This window comes from Devosia ginsengisoli (assembly GCF_007859655.1).
GTDB lineage: Bacteria > Pseudomonadota > Alphaproteobacteria > Rhizobiales > Devosiaceae > Devosia > Devosia ginsengisoli.
The window spans coordinates 3,286,359-3,300,160 of record NZ_CP042304.1 but is presented as its reverse complement, the minus strand read 5'-3'; the positions used below and the strand labels follow the sequence as shown (position 1 = coordinate 3,300,160).

The 13,802-nt window shown below is 63.0% G+C and carries 15 protein-coding genes; 10 read left to right on the top strand and 5 right to left on the bottom strand.

Annotation, left to right across the window (positions count from 1 at the left end; translation table 11 throughout):
• Positions 1 to 46 precede the first annotated feature (46 nt).
• Positions 47 to 817, bottom strand: a complete 771-nt coding sequence (locus FPZ08_RS16115) for a Bax inhibitor-1/YccA family protein (RefSeq protein WP_146290949.1) — start codon at positions 815 to 817, stop codon at positions 47 to 49.
• 204 nt (positions 818 to 1,021) lie between these two features.
• Here FPZ08_RS16115 and thpR point away from each other — a divergent pair, with 204 nt between their 5' ends.
• The 4 genes from thpR to rlmN all read left to right on the top strand — a co-directional run bounded on the left by thpR (position 1,022) and on the right by rlmN (position 4,363).
• Positions 1,022 to 1,561, top strand: a complete 540-nt coding sequence (gene thpR, locus FPZ08_RS16110; protein ID WP_146290948.1) for an RNA 2',3'-cyclic phosphodiesterase — start codon at positions 1,022 to 1,024, stop codon at positions 1,559 to 1,561.
• Between the two features lie 257 nt (positions 1,562 to 1,818).
• On the top strand, positions 1,819 to 2,340 hold the full coding sequence (locus tag FPZ08_RS16105; RefSeq protein ID WP_146290947.1) for an invasion associated locus B family protein: 522 nt from the start codon (positions 1,819 to 1,821) through the stop codon (positions 2,338 to 2,340).
• Positions 2,341 to 2,426: 86 nt separating this feature from the next.
• Positions 2,427 to 2,930, top strand: a complete 504-nt coding sequence (locus tag FPZ08_RS16100) for an invasion associated locus B family protein (protein WP_146290946.1) — start codon at positions 2,427 to 2,429, stop codon at positions 2,928 to 2,930.
• A 224-nt stretch (positions 2,931 to 3,154) separates the two neighbouring features.
• Positions 3,155 to 4,363, top strand: a complete 1,209-nt coding sequence (rlmN, locus tag FPZ08_RS16095; protein ID WP_146290945.1) for a dual-specificity RNA methyltransferase RlmN — start codon at positions 3,155 to 3,157, stop codon at positions 4,361 to 4,363.
• A gap of 6 nt (positions 4,364 to 4,369) precedes the next feature.
• Here the strand turns inward: rlmN and FPZ08_RS16090 are convergent, their stop codons facing one another.
• From FPZ08_RS16090 to FPZ08_RS16075, 4 genes are all read right to left on the bottom strand, one after another.
• Positions 4,370 to 5,230 carry a hypothetical protein gene (locus tag FPZ08_RS16090; RefSeq protein ID WP_146290944.1) on the bottom strand — a complete coding sequence of 287 codons (861 nt, stop codon included), beginning with the start codon at positions 5,228 to 5,230 and terminating at the stop codon, positions 4,370 to 4,372.
• Between the two features lie 112 nt (positions 5,231 to 5,342).
• Positions 5,343 to 6,191, bottom strand: coding sequence for a 23S rRNA (adenine(2030)-N(6))-methyltransferase RlmJ (locus tag FPZ08_RS16085; protein WP_146290943.1), 849 nt, complete (start codon positions 6,189 to 6,191; stop codon positions 5,343 to 5,345).
• Between the two features lie 58 nt (positions 6,192 to 6,249).
• Positions 6,250 to 6,897: a LysE family translocator gene (locus FPZ08_RS16080; RefSeq protein WP_146290942.1), complete on the bottom strand. Its 648-nt coding sequence runs from the start codon at positions 6,895 to 6,897 to the stop codon at positions 6,250 to 6,252.
• Between the two features lie 75 nt (positions 6,898 to 6,972).
• Complete coding sequence (locus FPZ08_RS16075; RefSeq protein WP_146290941.1) at positions 6,973 to 7,440, bottom strand: Lrp/AsnC family transcriptional regulator; 468 nt, start codon at positions 7,438 to 7,440, stop codon at positions 6,973 to 6,975.
• 124 nt (positions 7,441 to 7,564) lie between these two features.
• On the opposite strand from FPZ08_RS16075, the gene FPZ08_RS16070 reads away from it, so the two are divergent.
• From FPZ08_RS16070 to FPZ08_RS16045, 6 genes are all read left to right on the top strand, one after another.
• A complete protein-coding gene (locus tag FPZ08_RS16070) occupies positions 7,565 to 8,788 on the top strand; it encodes an argininosuccinate synthase (RefSeq protein WP_146290940.1) in 1,224 nt (407 codons plus the stop codon).
• Between the two features lie 175 nt (positions 8,789 to 8,963).
• On the top strand, positions 8,964 to 11,060 hold the full coding sequence (locus tag FPZ08_RS16065) for a putative bifunctional diguanylate cyclase/phosphodiesterase (protein WP_246132923.1): 2,097 nt from the start codon (positions 8,964 to 8,966) through the stop codon (positions 11,058 to 11,060).
• 189 nt (positions 11,061 to 11,249) lie between these two features.
• Entirely contained in the window at positions 11,250 to 11,909 is a 660-nt protein-coding gene (locus FPZ08_RS16060) for a ferritin-like domain-containing protein (protein ID WP_146290938.1), read from the top strand.
• A gap of 11 nt (positions 11,910 to 11,920) precedes the next feature.
• Positions 11,921 to 12,583 (top strand): ferritin-like domain-containing protein, encoded by a 663-nt coding sequence (locus tag FPZ08_RS16055; RefSeq protein ID WP_146290937.1) that lies wholly within the window; start codon positions 11,921 to 11,923, stop codon positions 12,581 to 12,583.
• Between the two features lie 94 nt (positions 12,584 to 12,677).
• Entirely contained in the window at positions 12,678 to 13,316 is a 639-nt protein-coding gene (locus tag FPZ08_RS16050) for an RNA polymerase sigma factor (RefSeq protein ID WP_146290936.1), read from the top strand.
• On the top strand, positions 13,313 to 13,696 hold the full coding sequence (locus tag FPZ08_RS16045; RefSeq protein ID WP_146290935.1) for a VOC family protein: 384 nt from the start codon (positions 13,313 to 13,315) through the stop codon (positions 13,694 to 13,696). Before FPZ08_RS16050 ends, FPZ08_RS16045 begins: the two co-directional genes overlap by 4 nt.
• The last annotated feature ends 106 nt before the right edge of the window (positions 13,697 to 13,802 follow it).

The window sequence follows — 13,802 nt, the reverse complement described above, 5'->3', positions numbered from 1 at the left end:
TATCGTCCAACCAAATTGCTTGATTCAGCGATCAAGCAGGCTGTTGCTACTCGCGGTTGCCGAACAGGCGGAGCAGCATCAGGAACAGGTTGATGAAGTCGAGATAGAGGCTCAGCGCGCCCATGATGGCGCCCTTCGCCAGCACTTCGGCGCCATGCGACTCCGAATAGCCTTCCTTGATCTTCTGCGTATCGTAGGCGGTGAGGCCCACGAAGATCAGCACGCCGACCGCCGAGATGGCGAATTCGAGCATGGAGGACTGCATGAAGATATTGACCACCGAGGCGATGATCAGGCCGATCAGGCCCATCATCAGGAAGCTGCCCATCTGGGTCAGGTCACGCTTGGTGGTGTAGCCGTAAAGGCTCATGGCACCGAAGGTCGCGGCGGTGATGAAGAACACCTTGGCGATCGACGCGTCGGTATAGACCAGGAAGATGGAGCTCAGCGACACGCCCATGATGGCGGCGAAAGCCCAGAACGTGGCCTGCGCCGCGCCCACGGAGAGCTTGTTGATGCCGAAGCTCAGCACCAGCACGAAGGCCAGCGGCGCGAGCATCACGACCCACTGCAGCGGGCTTGCATAGAGCAGGGCGCCCCACTGGGTCACCAGCTGGCCATTGGCGAGCTGGCCGACGGCGGCATTCGGATCGGTGGTGATGGCGGCAGTGGCGGCGAACCAGGCCGCAAGGCCCGTTACCACCAGGCCGATACCCATGTAATTGTAGACGCGCAGCATGTAGCTGCGCAGGCCCTCGTCGATGGCCAAGGCCGAGTCGGCCCGAGCTCCGAGGGTCTGACGGTCATATTCAGCCATAGTCGATTCCTTTCCCAAGTGATGCGGTCTGTTGCACCGCCGGTGGGCATTGGTTTGCCACTTGATGAGACAATATGGATGTGACCCCAAGCGTTTACAAGTGATCTTGCAACCCCTGCGACGAATGGGCTGGCTGCGGAGTCGGTCTGTGTTACGGTCGAGGGCGAATCGCGTGTTTGAAATCCTGATGAAGAGGAGGGCCCCATGCCCCGGCTCTTTACCGGCCTTGAAATACCGGCCGATGTTGGATTTGCGCTTTCGCTGAAGCGCGGCGGGCTCAGTGGCGCGCGCTGGATCGATGCGGAAAACTATCACATTACCTTGAGATTCATCGGCGATGTCGATCATCAGACCGCCGATGAGGTGGCCGACAGCCTCGACCGGCTGTCCAATTCGCTGCGCTTTTCGGTGCGGCTGACCCATTTGGGCAGTTTCGGCGGCGACAAGCCGCGGGCGCTCTATGCGGGGGTGGAAGCCAGCGAACAGTTGAACCGGCTGCAGGCGGCGCAGGAACGGGTGTTGCAGCGTGCCGGCCTGCCGCCCGAGGGGCGCAAATTCGTGCCGCATGTGTCGCTGGCCCGGCTGCGCGGCTCCAGCGCCGAAGAAGTGGCCCGCTTCATGGCCGAGGCCGGCCGCTTCGAGCCGCTCAGCTTTCCGGTGGGGCGGTTCGTGCTGTTTTCCAGCAAGGATTCGGTGGGCGGCGGACCCTATGTGGTCGAACAGAGCTATCCCTTGGCCGCGTAAGCGGACTTCCGGAGCCGCCTAGGCGTGCTTCCAGCCGCCTGATCACGGTCCTGCCGCTATCAACACATTGTTAACCCAAGCGGCGCAAACCGGAAGCAACTCGTGCGGCGCCGCCAAAATGCCGCCGCGATTGACTCGCAGTTGAAGCAAATTCGATCGAACGTGGCGGCGTTTGACACCTTGGTAACCATGTTCGGGGCAGAGTTCGCGGGCAGCTCCTCCCGGATGGGACCTTCGAAACAAAGGATGAATTGGCGATGACGACGAAAACCGGTGGCCTCGCATTCGGGCTCGCGGTCGGCGCGATCATGGCTCTGGCCCCTGCGGTCCAGGCGCAGCAGGCGACCGAGCTTGGCACTTTCAATGCCTGGACGGCCTGGCAGGCGACGGATGCGTCCGGCGCGATCTGCTATGTGTCGGCGACCCCGCAGAAGTCCGAGCCCGCCGGCGCCAATCGCGATCCCATCCATTTCATGATCATTCACCGCAAGGGCATGGGCACCAAGAACGAGGTGCAGACCATTATCGGCTATCCGTTCAACACCAGCGATGCCAAGGCCAGTGCCACCGTCGATGGCAAGGCCTATCCCATGGTGACCGAAGGTTCGGCCGCCTGGCTGGCTTCGACCGGCGACGAAAGCGGGTTCGTGCAGGCCTTCAAGGCCGGCAGCAGCCTGGTGGTGCGCGGCACCAGCCAGCGCGGCACCGATACGGTCGATACCTATTCGCTGTCGGGCGCTACCGCCGCGATGAACGCCATCGACGCGGCCTGTAGCTGATTTTTGAGTTGCCCCGCCGGGGCAATCCGCCCTATCTGGCCCCGGGCCGAACGGCCCGTCGCCCTCTCCGCTTCCACGAGGCCCCGATGTCCAAGTCTGCCGTGGCGCTCGCCCTTGCCGCCAGCCTGATCCTGACCACCGCCGCCAGCGCCCAGCAGGTGCGGATGCTGGGTGAGCATCGTGCCTGGTCGAGCTATGCCGCCAATGACGCGACCGGCGCCGTGTGCTTTGCCATGACCAAGCCGGAATCGGTAACGCCGACCCCCGATGGCTATAGCCAAGGCTATATCTATATCACCAACCGCCCGGCCGAGAGTGTCACCACCGAGTTCAACCTGGTGGCGGGCTTCGCCTTCCAACCCGACAGCAAGGCCACGGTGACCGTCGACGGCCAGACCTTCAACCTCTTCACCCAGAACGATGCGGCCTGGCTCGACGATGCCGGCCAGGCCTCGGCGCTGGCCAGCGCCATCCGCGCCGGTTCGAGCATGGTGGTGGAGGGCACGACCGCTGCCGGCATCAAGGTGACGGAATCCTATTCGCTGTCCGGCGCCACTGCGGCGCAGCAATCGATCGGAAGTGGCTGCTGATTTCGCCACAACCGCGAAGCGTCATCCTCGGGCTTGACCCGAGGACACTGCACTTGCCTGACGTTCCGCAAGTATAGAGCCCTCGGGTCAAGCCCGAGGGTGACGATCCGGTTTATGGGCGCACTCCGTGCAAGGCTCCTTCTCGATGGCGTGACTTTGCGCAAACCGTGCCCATATGCTATTGGCCGCGCCAATCCCGCATATTCCGGACCTTTCGCCACGCCATGAGCATCGCGCTGAACCTTGACCATTCGACCAGCTTGCGCCCCGTGACCGCAAGTCGCCCGTCGCTGATCGGTCTCTCCAAGCCGCAGCTTGCCGAGGCGCTGACCACATCAGGCATTGCGGCGGACAAGGAAGCGCGTATGCGGGCCAGCCAGTTGTGGAACTGGCTCTATGTCAACGGCACCACCGATTTCGACCGCATGACCAATGTGGCCAAGCCCGTGCGGCAGAAGCTGGCCGATACCTTCATCCTCGACCGCCCCGAGATCGTCACCGAGCAGGTTTCGACCGACGGCACGCGCAAATGGCTGTTCCGCTTCCGCGATCCGGCCAATCCGAACTATCCGCCGGTCGAGGTGGAGACCGTCTATATCCCCGAGCAGGATCGCGGGACGCTTTGTGTCTCGTCGCAGGTGGGTTGTACCCTCACCTGCTCGTTCTGCCATACCGGCACCCAGAAACTGGTGCGCAATCTCACGGCCGGCGAAATCCTCGGCCAGATCCTGATGGCGCGCGAGCGGCTGGGCGATTTCCCCGGCGGCGTCCGCCCCGATGATGGGGGCCTGGTGCCCTCGGGCGAGACCCGCGCCATCACCAATATCGTGATGATGGGCATGGGCGAGCCGCTCTACAATTACGACAACGTCAAGCAGGCGCTGCTGATCGCCTCGGCCGGCGACGGCATGAGCCTCTCCAAGCGCCGCATCACGCTGTCGACTTCGGGCGTCGTGCCCTATATCGAGCCCACCGGTCGCGAGATCGACGTCATGCTGGCCATTTCCCTGCATGCCACCAATAATGACCTGCGCGACGTGCTGGTGCCGATCAACAAGAAGTGGCCGCTCGAGGAACTGCTCGAAGCCTGCCGCAACTATCCGGGCCTCTCCAATGCCCGCCGCATTACCTTCGAATATGTGATGCTTGATGGTATCAATGACAGCGATGCCGAGGCGCGCGAACTGGTGCGGCTGCTGGCCGGCATTCCGGCCAAGATCAACCTCATTCCGTTCAATCCCTGGCCCGGCGCCAATTACGGGACGTCGCCCTCCAGCCGCATCGAGCGCTTCGCCGATATCGTCAACAAGGCCGGCTATGCCAGCCCGGTCCGCACGCCGCGCGGCCGCGATATCTTCGCCGCCTGCGGTCAGCTCAAGAGCGAGAGCGAGCGGCTGAGCAAGAAGGATCGCGACGCGCTGGCAGGCGTGTAGCCGCGGTCAATTCACCGGCGCCGACTCGCCTGTCGTGGTGATGAGATCGATGGTCGACAGCTTGTCGTTCCAGCCAATGTCACCGAGATTGTGCAGGCCGAAGCTGGCCAGCCGCCGGCCCTTGGCCGGATCGAAACGGCTGTCGTTCGGGCCATGCTCGTGCAGGATGACAGTGGTATTGTGCGGCAGGAAGATGCTGCTCACCACATCATGGGCCATGCCCAGCTCGGTGATCTCGTAGCGATAGACCCGCTGGATATATTTGCGCGCCGGCCCGCTGGGCCATTGCAGCATCCAGTATGCGCGTTCGGAGATGATATTGCCCTGCCGCCAGGGCACGCCGACATTGTGGCCCAGGCCCAGCCAGTGTTCGAACAGGCGGATGTCGTTCCAGGGATAGGGCCAGTTTCTCTGGTCCTGGATGCCGGTTTCCGGCCTGCCATCGTCGAAATTCACATAGTCCAGGGTCAGGATGTTGAACCAGACCTGCATCTTGAGATCGGTGCCGTCGGCTGCGGCAATGATCGACCAACTGCTATGCGGCGGCTCCTTGTCGAGGTCGATTTCGATCGTGCCGGATGCCCGGTCGTCGGCATCGGGCGAGTCGCGCTCGATGGCGCGCAGCCGAACCTTGAACTTGTTCGCGGTCACGACCGGATAGATGACGGGGTTGTAATAGCTGTTCTCGACAAAACCGGTCGGCACCAGATGCTGATGCGTGCTCCGCCGCTCGAAGCTGAAAGCCTGTTTTCCGCCGAAATCCACGTAGAGCTCGAGCTCATAGCGATTGCCCGAGGTTTCGGAAAAGTTGTGGCCGAGCCACCTGTCCATTTCCACATGCAGCTTCTTGCCGAAGACATTGACCATGGCGCTCTCCCACATCGGTGGCGACATGGTGCGGCAGGGCGCGGGAAGGCACATCCTTCAAATGAAGGACAGGTTACCGGCACATTTACCATAGCCCCGCCAATGCCGGAGCTTATTCCCCGGCGATCCAGTCCAGCCGCCACTTGCCGCGGCCTTCGTCGGCCAGCAATTTCGCCAGGTCCGGGAGAGCCAGGCACATCTCGTCTTCCAGCGTATAGGGCGGATTGACCACCACCATGCCCGTGCCATGCAGGCGCGGCGGGGTGCTGGATGCGCTTATGGTCAGTTCGATCCGCAGGATTTTCGCAATGCCCGTGGCCTTGAGATCGCGGGCGAATTGCTCGACCTCGGCCGGCTCCTTGATCGGGTACCAGAAGGCATAGATGCCGCCGGGCCAGCGCTGGTGGGCTTTCACCAGCCCGGCCACCATGCGGGCAAACTCGCCCTTTTCCTCGAAAGGCGGGTCGATCAGCACGAGGCCGCGCTTTTCCTTGGGCGGCAGGTGAGTGCCCAAGGCCGCCCAGCCGTCGAGGTGGGTGGCGCGGGTCTGGATATCGCCGGCGAAATTTTCGCGCAGTTTTTCGGCGTCATCGGGATGCAGTTCGAGGGCGAAGAGCCGGTCCTGCTCGCGCAGCAGATGCCTGACGATGAAGGGCGAGCCGGGATAGAAGCGGAGATCGCCTTCGGGATTCTGCGCCCTGACCGCATCGAGGTAGGGTGCGGCCAGTTCGGCGGCCGGGCCGGACAGCCCGCGGTCGATCAGCCGGCCGATACCGTCCGCCCATTCGCCGGTGCGGCCGGCTTCGTCACCCGCCAGATCGTAGAGACCGACACCCGCATGGGTATCGAGCACGCGGAAGGCGGCGGGCTTGCGCTTGAGGTATTCGACGATGCGGGTGAGGATCAGGTGCTTGACCACGTCGGCGAAATTGCCGGCATGGAAGGCGTGGCGATAGTTCATGGGAGCGTGAGCAGAAAAAGTTGCAGACTTTTTCGGTTTGCGAGCGTGACCATCAAGATCATTTTCGGCCTTCCGCCAAAAGGATCGTGGCGGCGAAGGCCATGAAGACGGCGGCAAAGCTCCAGTTCAACGCCTTGCCGACCCAGGCATTTTCCTTGAGCGTGCGGGTCAGCCATTCGGCAAACAGCACGATGGCGATGACCACAGGCAGCGAGACCACGACGAATTCGACGCCGAGGAAAAGCAGCTTGCCCACGGCGGCGGGGTCGTCGGCCGAGACGAATTGCGGCAGGAAGGTCACGAAGAACAGGGCGACCTTGGGGTTGGTAAGGTTGATCCCCAGCCCGGTCATGTAGCTCTGCCACCAGCTCGGCTGCTTGCCGGCCGTCCGCACCACGAGAATGCCGCCACCCGAGCGCACCGCCTGGATGGCCAGCCAGACGAGATAGAGCGCGCCGACAATCTTGAGCGCCCAGAAGGCGGCCGGCGCGGTGACGATCAGCACGGAAATGCCGAAAGCCACCAGCGTGGTATGCGCGGCAATGCCCGTCATGGCGCCCAGCACGGTGGCGAAGCCGTGCGAGCGGCCCCAGTTCATGGTGCGGGAGACGAACAGCGCCATGTCGGGGCCGGGCGTTACCGCCAGCACGAAGCCGGCCAGCGCGAAGGCGAGGATGACGGACAGATCGGGGATGAAGGTGGGCATCGGGTTGCTGCCGAAAGAGGTGCGGTGCACTCTTCTATCACCGCGTCATTCCCACTGACCACTGCGTCAATGCGATCAGCCCAGCGGCAGTTCGTGGCTGCGCTTGATGGTTTCCATCGGCACGTCGGTCTTGACGCTCTGCACGCTCGGAATGCGCATGAGGTAGTCGGACTGGAAGCGCCAGTAGGCATGCAGGTCCGTGGTGACCACGCGCATGATGGCGTCGCATTCCCCCGTCGTGAGATAGCATTCGGCCACTTCGGGAAACTTGCGCACCGTCTCGGCGAACTGATGGGTTGTCTCGGCATCCTGCGTCTTGAACCAGATGCGCGCGAAAACCGTCAGGCCCAGCCCGATGGCCGGGCCGTTGAGCACGGCGACATACTGGTCGATGACGCCCCGGTCCTCCAGCAATTTCACGCGGCGCAGGCAGGGGGATGGCGAGAGGCCCACTTCATTGGCCAATTCCACGTTGGACATGCGGCCATTGCGCTGCAGGGCCCGCAGGATACGGCGATCGATGGCGTCGAGCGTTTCTGGCATTTTTGCGCGCTTCTGTGAATTGGATTGGCAGGATATGCCGCCAGATGCGCCAAATTTGCGATAATCGCAAGATTATTGCGCGGTGATTGGCCTATCGTGTCAGCATAAACCGGGAGCGGATTTCATGGCTGACAATATCAAGAAGGTCGTGCTGGCCTATTCGGGAGGCCTCGACACCTCCATCATCCTCAAATGGCTGCAGGAAACCTATGACTGCGAAGTGGTGACCTTCACCGCCGATCTGGGCCAGGGCGAAGAGCTGGAGCCGGCGCGCAAGAAGGCCGAGATGTTCGGCATCAAGGATATCCGCATCGAGGACCTGCGCGAGGAATTCGTGCGCGACTTCGTGTTTCCGATGTTCCGCGCCAATGCCATGTATGAAGGGCTCTACCTGCTCGGCACCTCGATTGCCCGTCCGCTGATTGCCAAGCGCCTGGTCGAGATCGCCCAGGAAACCGGCGCCGACGCCATTTCCCATGGCGCCACCGGCAAGGGCAATGATCAGGTGCGGTTCGAGCTGACCGCCAATGCGCTCGACCCGTCGATCAAGGTCATCGCGCCCTGGCGCGAATGGGACCTGCGCAGTCGCACCAAGCTGCTCGAATATGCCGAGCAGAACCAGATCCCGATCGCCAAGGACAAGCGCGGCGAGGCGCCGTTCTCGGTCGATGCCAACCTGCTGCATACGTCCTCGGAAGGCCGCGTGCTGGAAGATCCGGGCGTGGAAGCGCCTGATTATGTCTATCAGCGCACCGTCGATCCCGAGCAGGCGCCCAATACCCCGGAAGTGATCAAGGTCGGCTTCGAGAAGGGCGACGCGGTTTCGGTCAATGGCATGCGCCTGTCGCCAGCCGAATTGCTGACCAAGCTCAACGAGCTGGGCGGCAAGCATGGTGTGGGGCGGCTGGACCTGGTGGAAAACCGCTTCGTCGGCATGAAGTCGCGCGGCGTCTACGAGACGCCCGGCGGCACCGTGCTCTGGCATGCCCATCGCGGCATCGAGTCGATCACGCTGGATCGCGGCGCGGCCCATCTCAAGGATGAGATCATGCCGAAATATGCCGAGCTGATCTATAACGGCTTCTGGTATTCGCCTGAGCGCGAAATGCTGCAGGCGCTGATCGACAAGAGCCAGGAATTCGTCACCGGCGAAGTCTCGGTCAAGCTCTACAAGGGCAGTGCCAATGTGGTGGCGCGCACTTCGCCCTATAGCCTCTATTCGGAAGATCTCGTGACCTTCGAAGAAGGCGCAGTGGCCTATGACCACAAGGATGCCGAGGGTTTCATCCGCCTCAACGGGCTGCGGCTCAAGACCTGGGCGGCGCGCAACAAGAAGGCGCGCGGCTGACTATCCACCTGCAAGCGGCCCGGATCATTGCTGAATGATCCGGGCCGGTCTTCGCTATCCGAACTTAATTGGTCGTTAACGAGAACGATCTAGCTTTCCTGCGGCGTCATTGCAGAAAGCATTGGGACGGGAGAAGCGGCGGGTGCGAGCAGAAGACGCTGGCAGCTTGAGCGAGATGGCTGAAGCTTTGCTGCTCGACGCTGCGCTCGAGAACATCCCCTATGGCTTCTGCGTCTGGTCCCCCCAGTTCCGGCTGGTGATGTGGAACAAGCATTATCGCGACCTCTACGGCTTCTCCACCGATGCCATCTATCGCGGCATGACGCTGGAAGAAGTGGTGCAGCTGGCCAACCGGCTCGGCAACCATACCGGGCAGAATCCGGAAGAATTCTACGAGGCCTATACCGGCGAATTGCTGGGCAATCGCAGCGGCGCGCGCGCCAAGCGCCAGGAAGCCCTGCATGGCGGGCGCACCATCGAAACGGCTCATATCTATTCGGAAGCCCTGGGCTGGGTGGTGACGCATGAGGATATTACCGACGAGATTGCCCGCACCGAAATAGCGCAGAAGCGCAAGCTGGAACTCGAGCGGCAGAATATCCGGCTCGATGCGGCGGTGAACAATATCAGCCAGGGCCTGTGCATGATGGATGCCAAGGGGCGGCTGGTCATCTGCAACGAGCCTTATGCGCGCATCTACAACCTGCCCTCCAGCCTGCTGCGGCCCGGCACCCAACTGGAAGACATTCTCAGTCACCTGTTCGACATGGGGATGAGCGCCGGCGGCACGCGCGAGGAATATGTTGCCTGGCGTCGCGACGTCATCAACCGGCGCGAATATGGCAAGAATGTCCACGAGCTCAACAACCGCACCATCATGATGCAGCACCATCCGATGAAGGATGGCGGTTGGGTCTCGACCCATGAGGACATTACCGAACAGCGGCAGAACGAGGCGCGCATCCGGCACCTGGCCCGGCATGATGCGCTGACCGACCTGCCCAACCGCATCGAATTCCTCGAACAGATGGCCAAGACCGAGGCCGGCCTCAGCCGCGGTGAAATGGCGGCGGTGCTCTATATCGACCTCGACCACTTCAAGGCGGTCAACGACACGCTGGGCCATGCCGTGGGCGACGAGGTCATCAAGCAGGCTTCGGCAAGGCTCTGGGGCACGACGCGGGAAACCGACGTGCTGGCACGACTGGGGGGCGATGAATTCGCGCTGCTGATGCGGCCCATCGACAGCGCGGCCGACGCCGCCAAGGTGGCCGATCGCATCATCAAGTCCATTGGCGCACCCATGTCGATCGGCGGCCAGCAGGTCGAGATCGGTGCCAGCGTGGGCATCGCCATTGGCCCGGGCGACGGGGTCAAGACGGACTCGCTGGTCAAGAATGCCGACCTGGCGCTTTATCGCGCCAAAAGCGAGGGCCGCTCGACCTACCACTTCTTCGAAACCGGCATGGATGCCGACCTGCAGCAGCGCCGCTCCATCGAGGCCGGATTGCGGCTGGCTTTGCAGCGCGAAGAGTTGCGGCTGATGTTTCAGCCGCTGCTGGGCCTCAAGGAAAACCGCGTGACCTGCGTCGAAGCGCTGCTGCGCTGGGACCATGAAGGCCGCACCATTTCGCCGGTCGAATTCATTCCCATTGCCGAGGAAACCGGGCTCATCGTCGCCATCGGCGAATGGGTGCTGCGCGAGGCTTGCAAGACGGCGGCGACCTGGCCGGGCGAAATCCGCGTCGCGGTCAACCTGTCGCCGGTGCAGTTCAAGAGCCGGGACCTGCTGGGCCTGGTCAAGTCGGCGCTATCGGAGGCGCGCATTCCGGCCACGCGGCTGGAGCTGGAAATCACCGAAAGCCTGCTGCTGGCCGAGAACGACACCAATCTCAAGGTGCTGCACGATTTGCGCGCCATGGGCGTGCGCATCTCGATGGACGATTTCGGTACCGGCTATTCCTCGCTGAGCTATCTGCGCAGCTTCCCCTTCGACAAGATCAAGATCGACCGCAGCTTCATGCGCGACCTGACCAGCCGCGGCGACAGCCAGGCCATCATCAAGGCTGTGATCGGGCTCGGGCAATCGCTGGGCATGTCGACCACCGCCGAGGGCGTCGAGACCGAGGAACAGCTCGAAATGGTCCGCGCCCAGGGCGCATCCGAGGTGCAGGGCTTCCTGTTCTCCCCGCCGCTGGCCCCGGCTGCCTTGGCCAACCTGCTGCATTCCGAAGCGGTCAGCACCCAGGTCAAAAGCAAGAAGGCGTCCTGAGAGCGCCACGCTCAAATTGTCAGGCAACCAAACCGGGTCCGCCGCATTCGCGCGGGCGCGGCGCGGCGTCGTGGCCGCCTATTCGGCAATCGTGAGCGCAAAGCCTGAAACTCTCCCCGTTCCGACTCCGTAGCTGACAGCAAGCGTCAAAGTGCAAACAGCAGAAAATCTGCGGATCGGAGTTCCAAAATGGAAATCAAGCACGACACGTCCAGGCGCCGCCTCCTCAAGTGGAGTGGCGCAGCCGCCGCAACCGTTGCCGTTTCGGGCACCTGGTTGCCCAATTTCGGCATCTCTGCCGCCCTCGCCGCCGATCTGGGTGAAGGCGATGTGGGGATCCTCAACTACGCCTATGCCCTCGAACAGCTCGAAGCCGCTTTCTATACGCAGGTGACCGACACGCCCTATGAGGGCATCACCGACGACGAAACCGCGCTGCTGACCGATATTCGCGACCACGAAGTCGAGCATCGCGACTTTCTCAAGGGGGCGCTGGCCGATGGTGCCATTCCCGATCTCGAGGTCGATTTCTCTTCCGTCGACTTCACCAGCCGCGACAGCGTGCTGGGCGCGGCCAAGGTGTTCGAGGATCTGGGTGTCTCCGCCTATAACGGCGCCGGCAAGCTGATCGAGAATGTCGACTATCTCGCCGAAGCTGGCCGCATCGTCTCGGTCGAGGCGCGCCATGCCGCGGCTATCCGCGAACTGTTGCAGCCCGACAGCGTGGCCTTTGCCGGCGACGATGTCGTCGATGAAAACGGTCTCGACGTGGTGAACGATCCGGCGACCGTGCTGGCCGCGGCCGACCCGTTCATCACGACCGACGTCACAGCCAACACGCTGGTTTGAGGAGAAGCATCATGACCAATCAAACCAACCATCTGATCGCCGGCCTCGACCCTGATATCAAGGATATCCTCGTCTCCAACCGCCGCGAATTCTTCAAAAACTCGGCCCTCAAGCTGGGCGCCATGGCTTCGGCCCCGGTGCTGCTGGCGGCGACGGCACAGAATGCCTTCGGCCAGGAACTGCCGCAGGAGGTCGTCGACGTGCTGGTTTTCGCACTGACGCTCGAGCATATCGAGGATGCCTTCTATCGCTCGGGCCTTGAGACCGATGGGCTGATCCCGGACGAATATGTCGGTATTTTCAACCAGATCGGCAAGCATGAGGCGGCCCATGTGGCTTTCCTCAGCACTGCCCTGGGCAGTGCCGCCATCGAACGCCCGGCGCTCGACCTGACGGCCGGCGGCAAATATGCTGATGCGCTCAGCAATTTCGACACCTACCTCACCCTGAGCCAGACGTTCGAAGACCTGGGTGTGGCCGCCTATAAGGGTCAGGCAGGCGTTGTGGCCGCCAATGACGACATTCTCACTGCCGCGCTGCAGATTCATTCAGTCGAGGCGCGCCATGCTGCCATCGTCCGCAAGATCGGCGGCAAGAAGCCGTGGGATGGCGCCTTTGACGAGCCGATGACCAAGGAAGAGGTGCTGGCCGCCGCTGGCCCGTTCCTCGCCTAGCCTGCGAGACGCCATCAGGCTTGCCTGTGTGATCGCCGCGCCCTCCTGTGGCGCGGCGATTGCCTTTGGCCGGGGCCTTTGCCAGAGTCCGGCCATGCGCCCAGGCCTTTATGCCCAGCTCCGTGCCATAGCCCGCCGCGAAACCCGCGACGCCGGGGCGGTCGAGGATTTGGTGCAGGAGGCGCTGCTGGCTGCGGTTCTGGCCGGCCGCACCGATTTCGAGGCCGGTGATACGGCGCGCTGGCTCAGCGGCACGGTGCGCAATCGGGCGCGCATGGCGGCGCGGGGCGCTGCCCGCCGACGGCGACGGGAAACCCAATGGCAGGCCCAGGCCGTGCCGCCGCCCGTGGCCGGAGAATCCTCCGATATCAAGGCCCTGCTCGTGGCGCTGCCGCCAGCGCTCCGGGCGGTCGCCGCGCTTACCCTTTCGGGCCATAACCGGCGGGAGATCGCCTTTCTGCTCGATCTCTCCGATACCACCCTGCGCCAGCGCATCAGTGCGCTTCGTCGTCGCGTGGTGCAGGCGGGGCTGGCCGCGCCGGCCGACCTGCCGGGGCTGAGCCTCGACCTTGCCTATGGCCGTATCCGCGATGCGCTGCTGCCGGGCCTGCTGCGGCATGGCGGACTGTTTGCCAGCCATGACCCCGATGGCCATCTTTTCATCATCGCCCGCTCACAAAAGCCGGCCGCGCGGCAACAGGCAGTGCAAACCACAATGGAGGGCTCGTCATGAGCTTCAAACCCAAAAGCGCCAGCATCGTCTTCTATGTCAGCGACATCGCCCGCACCGAAAAATTCTACAACGAGACAATGGGTCTCGATCTCGTCCGCATGGAGGGCGCCGAGCCGTTCTGGCTTTCCGGCACGCTGGAGGGCGGACTCGACCTCGTCTTCTTCGAAATGGACGGCGAGCGCGGCAATACGCCGGCTCTGGTCTTTACCGTCGAGGGCGGCGGCATTGACGATGTCGTCGCGGCCCTGGTCGCGCAGGGCGTCACCATCGTCACCCCGGTTTCGGAGGCGCCGGGCGGCTGGAGCGCCGACTTTCTGGACCCGGATGGCTTTGGCCTCGGGCTCTGGCAGGCGGAGGAGTTTCCGCGCTCGCTGAAATAACCATACGGGGCGGTACAGCCGCCCCGCAACCCACCTCTGCGTGTGCTGCGCTTGTGGAAAACCCATTGTTCCTGTATGGCAGCGCCAAATGCGCCGGTCCTGCGTT